Annotated in this window: 5 protein-coding genes; 1 reads left to right on the top strand and 4 read right to left on the bottom strand. The window is 42.1% G+C overall.

Annotated elements, in window-relative coordinates:
• The coding region (locus QNK26_RS06790) for a transposase zinc-binding domain-containing protein (protein WP_319221735.1) at positions 1–232 on the top strand (232 nt) is incomplete at its 5' end.
• A gap of 84 nt (positions 233–316) precedes the next feature.
• Here QNK26_RS06790 and QNK26_RS06785 read toward each other — a convergent pair.
• From QNK26_RS06785 to QNK26_RS06770, 4 genes are all read right to left on the bottom strand, one after another.
• On the bottom strand, positions 317–1,315 hold the full coding sequence (locus QNK26_RS06785; protein ID WP_319221733.1) for a tyrosine-type recombinase/integrase: 999 nt from the start codon (positions 1,313–1,315) through the stop codon (positions 317–319).
• Complete coding sequence (locus QNK26_RS06780) at positions 1,306–2,223, bottom strand: tyrosine-type recombinase/integrase (protein ID WP_319221731.1); 918 nt, start codon at positions 2,221–2,223, stop codon at positions 1,306–1,308. The genes QNK26_RS06785 and QNK26_RS06780 overlap by 10 nt, the downstream gene beginning before the upstream one ends.
• Positions 2,220–3,467, bottom strand: a complete 1,248-nt coding sequence (locus QNK26_RS06775; RefSeq protein ID WP_319221730.1) for a tyrosine-type recombinase/integrase — start codon at positions 3,465–3,467, stop codon at positions 2,220–2,222. Before QNK26_RS06775 ends, QNK26_RS06780 begins: the two co-directional genes overlap by 4 nt.
• Before the next feature lie 136 nt (positions 3,468–3,603).
• Positions 3,604–3,810, bottom strand: coding sequence for a transposase zinc-binding domain-containing protein (locus tag QNK26_RS06770; protein ID WP_319221728.1), 207 nt, complete (start codon positions 3,808–3,810; stop codon positions 3,604–3,606).
• Positions 3,811–4,028 lie beyond the last annotated feature (218 nt).

The following is a 4,028-nucleotide window of genomic DNA, read 5'->3' as shown; positions in this document are numbered from 1 at the left end:
GTTCATGTCTCGCCCTAAACTGGAAGTGGCGGATGTGTTTCGCGCTTTCGGTCAACCTTATCGTGATGAACATGCAGGCCATTTAAGCTTACAACAACACAAAGTCATGTCAGCCATTGAACACTGTCGAACCAGTGTGCTCGGTGGTCATGTTTTGCAATGCCCTGAATGTGAGCATGTTCAGGTTGCCTACAACTCTTGTCTAATGGGCACATTTTTTAATGGGGAGTAGACTTAAATGAAACAATTATATTACCGACATTTCATATTGTTATAGATTCATATCTCTATTTTTACTCCCCATTAAAACGAATTGCTATACTTTGTTATTTGATGCTTTTAACATTGCAATTAACTTGTCTGGTGGGCGAAACGTCCCCTTACGTAGGTGCGGTGGAACAATTTGTTCAATTGCTTCCAATTTTTCACTCGGGTCGGCACGCGTATAAATTTCTGATGTTGCCAAATTACTATGACCCAACCACAATGCGACTTTTCGAATATCTTGAGTTGCTTGCAAGATTATCATCGCGCAGGCATGCCTCAATACATGTGGTGATACTCGTTTCTTAGATAATGATGGGCAATGGCACATAGCTGTTTTAACATGACTTTTCAGCAAGTAGGCAAATCCCCAACGAGTCATGGATTCTCCTCGCGCATTGATAAAAACCTCAGGAGTTGTTGTCTCTCCTCTGATCGCTAACCATGCTCTCAGCGCCGTAGTAGTAACCTGCCATAGAGGTAATGCTCGCTCTCGTCGGCCTTTACCATGAACAAGAATACTCTTCTGCGATGAGGTCACATCGTTCGTTTGTAAGCCAACTAACTCTGAAACACGTAAGCCAGCACAAATAGCTACGTGTAGCATAGCTCGGTCTCGAATTCCCATACGAGTTGTGGGATTTGGTGCATTGAGTAGTGCCTGGATTTCCTCTTGGTTTAGGTAAGATACCAACCGACTATCAGTTTTTTTAAAAGGAATTGCTAGGACAGTACGAATTTGGTCAAGTCTTGCAGGTAAGCGATATTCCAAAAACCGAAAGAATGATTTAATGGCAGCTAACCGTATGTTTCTTGTATCTGGTGAGTTTTGACGTGTCTTTTCAAGGTCTTCGAGAAAATCACTAATAAGTGTTGCTTTCAATTGCTCTAGCATCAAACTAGAGGGCGGAACTTTGTACTTTTTCGCTGCAAATTCGAAAAGCAGTAAGAAGCTATAAGCATATGAATCACAAGTGTGTGGACTAAGCCCCCTCTGATGAATAAGATATTCACAAAGAAATGCTTCAATGTGCTGACTAATTATGACCATGATTTTTCTCCCTTAAATAAGAAGCTTTCACAATCAATAGCTATATTACGTAACAGCTCAGGTGCAGCTTCAAGATACCAAAATGTTGAATAAACATTGGCGTGTCCCAAATAGGTAGACAGTGCTAACATGTGCTGACTCACCAATTTACGACCGTTCGAACACTCCAGTAGCGAGTTCACAGCAAATCGATGGCGTAAGTCATGTAATCTAGGTTGGGGAACACCTGCTGGGGTCGATAACTTTGTTCTTTTCAGCAATTTTTTAAATGTGCAATACACTGAACTATAACGCAGTGGTTGTCCCTCCTCTGTAACAAATACTTCATTATTGCTTGATGATACTGAACGTCGACGAACCAAATAACGTTCCAATCCGAGTACTGCAGTGTCATGCAATGGTACCAGTCGGGTCTTACGGAACTTTGTATGGTGGATCAAAAGCCCGTCGGCAGTGATGTCAGAAAGGTGTAGCTTCAATGCCTCAGATACTCTAAGTCCTGTTGCTGACAATAGCGCAATTAAGTTCGCAAAGGTATGTGGATACAAAGTGTCTGGTGGACCTAGCGCTAATGCAGTTTTAATCAGGTTAGTGATCTCTGTATTGGAGTAAATAAATGGTAAGCGTCTTGTTTTATAACAGAAAAAATAACGTGATGGTGGCAACTCATGACGTTTGTCTTCTAAACGAATATAACGAGCAAATCTACACACCGTTTTTATTCTGGTATCACGTTGAGCCACAGATACAGCTTTACTGGCCCATTTTATCGCGGTTGACGCACGGATGAATGATTCACCAGATTCTGCTGCAAATCGGGCATAACTAAGTAACAGACATTCATCGTTTGAGAGAACAAAACCCGTTGTACGTCGCAAAGCCAGGTATAATTTTATATCGTGAATCATTGGAGTGCCTCCGGCCATGGTTGGGCAATCTGTTTAAGCAGTGCAACATCAACTTTGGCGTAATAAGCAGTGGTATCTAAACGTTTATGTCGTAGCACTAAACCGATTTTATCTAATGGAACACCATTACGTAACATCTCAGTAGCCGCTGTGTATCGAAGCACATGGGCACCTTTAATGCGTGTGTTCACACCAGCTCTCAACAAAGCTCTTTTAACCACTGATGATACACTTCCCCCTGATAAAAATGCTTGGTAAGGGACAATATTGCTAACAAACAGTTTGTTGGTTTGTGCATTTTTGGGACGCAATTCGAGATAACGTTGTATTGCATCACCGACATCCTGAGGTAGTGGTAGACGAACTTCGGAACGACTTTTTCCCGAAACCCGAAGGCTGCCGTCATGCCATTCGATATCATCTATATTCATTTTTGCTACATCTCCAGCACGAAGTCCGAGCCGCACAAGTAACAAGATAATAGCGAGATCACGAATACGATTTAGTGAGTTGCCTTCACTCTTTTCAATCAGTTTCTCTAGTTCATCTGTGGTTAAACTCTGGGGAAGTTCCGTCAAACGCCAGTGCGCGAATACGGGGACAGCTTGATCTAAGTCCGCGGTACAGCGACCACCGATAATGAGGTAACGCAGAAATATTCGTACAGAGGTTATGAGTTTCTCAATAGTGGGTGCATTACACTTTTTGGCAGATTCAAGAAAAAAAGTACGTATTTGTTTCGCATCCCACAAAGAGGGATTATCAGCTAGCTCATTCAGTAACCGGCTGGCACCAAAGCTGTATTGCCTGATTGTATCTGGTGTTAAACCGCGATGGTTGTGGAGCCAATAACGAAAATTCACCAAATAAGTTGAATCCGTGCACTCAACAATGGGAACGGGATCAGGAGCTAAAATATTTATCTGCGTTAAATATCGATAAAAACACTTCACGCCAAAAAAAGTGTGATGATTGACTACTCCCCCATTAGAGTTCTGGCATCGACAAGTAGGTAGATGACGACGAAAAGAGTCAGGAGTCGTGGTATTAACATCAGTTAAACTCTTTCCTTGGCTTAGCAAAAAGTATCCAAGGTGGGCTGCAACACGCAGATAACGTATGGCGGTTGAATGTGAATAACCTTTTTCCTTGAGCATAGCGGCAAAACCATCTATGTAAGGCGCACTCGGTCCTGAACGTAAGCGCTTAAGAGTTTTGGGTGTAACAAAGTAATTCTCCAACATAACAATATCCTTATATTTAGTTTGTGGATATTGTCAGAATAGCAGAGCAAGCGATGTATCTTTATGGGGAGTAAAAAAGTAAAGGCTTAGCCATAACATATTGAGGACATGCATAAAATTGTTTTATTTCGTAGGTTTACTCCCCATTAAAAAATGTGCCCATTAGACAAGAGTTATAGGCAACCTGAACATGCTCACATTCAGGGCATTGCAAAACATGACCACCGAGCACACTGGTTCGAGAGTGTTCAATGGCTGACATCACTTTGTGCTGCTGTAACCCTAAATGACCTGCATGTTCATTGCGGTAATATTGACCGAAAGCTCGAAATATATCGGCCACTTCAGTGTTGGGCGAGACATGAGATTAACTCCTCTAGTTGTAGGCGGCATGCCTGAGAAGTTAGAGTATAAAAAAGTATAAATGTTGCAGGGAAAGTCAGTGCTAGCCAAGGGCACCATTACCGCGCGAGCGGTTTAGTTCAATGTGTGCTTTGCGGAAGTTATAAGTAATTAAAATCACATTTCCGTTGTTGGCTCAATAACGGTCACTGAAGTTGG

It is taken from the genome of Moritella sp., assembly GCF_033791185.1.
In the GTDB taxonomy this organism is placed as follows: Bacteria; Pseudomonadota; Gammaproteobacteria; order Enterobacterales; family Moritellaceae; genus Moritella.
The sequence above is the reverse complement of the archived record's forward strand: the minus strand, read 5'-3'. Positions and strand labels throughout refer to the sequence as shown.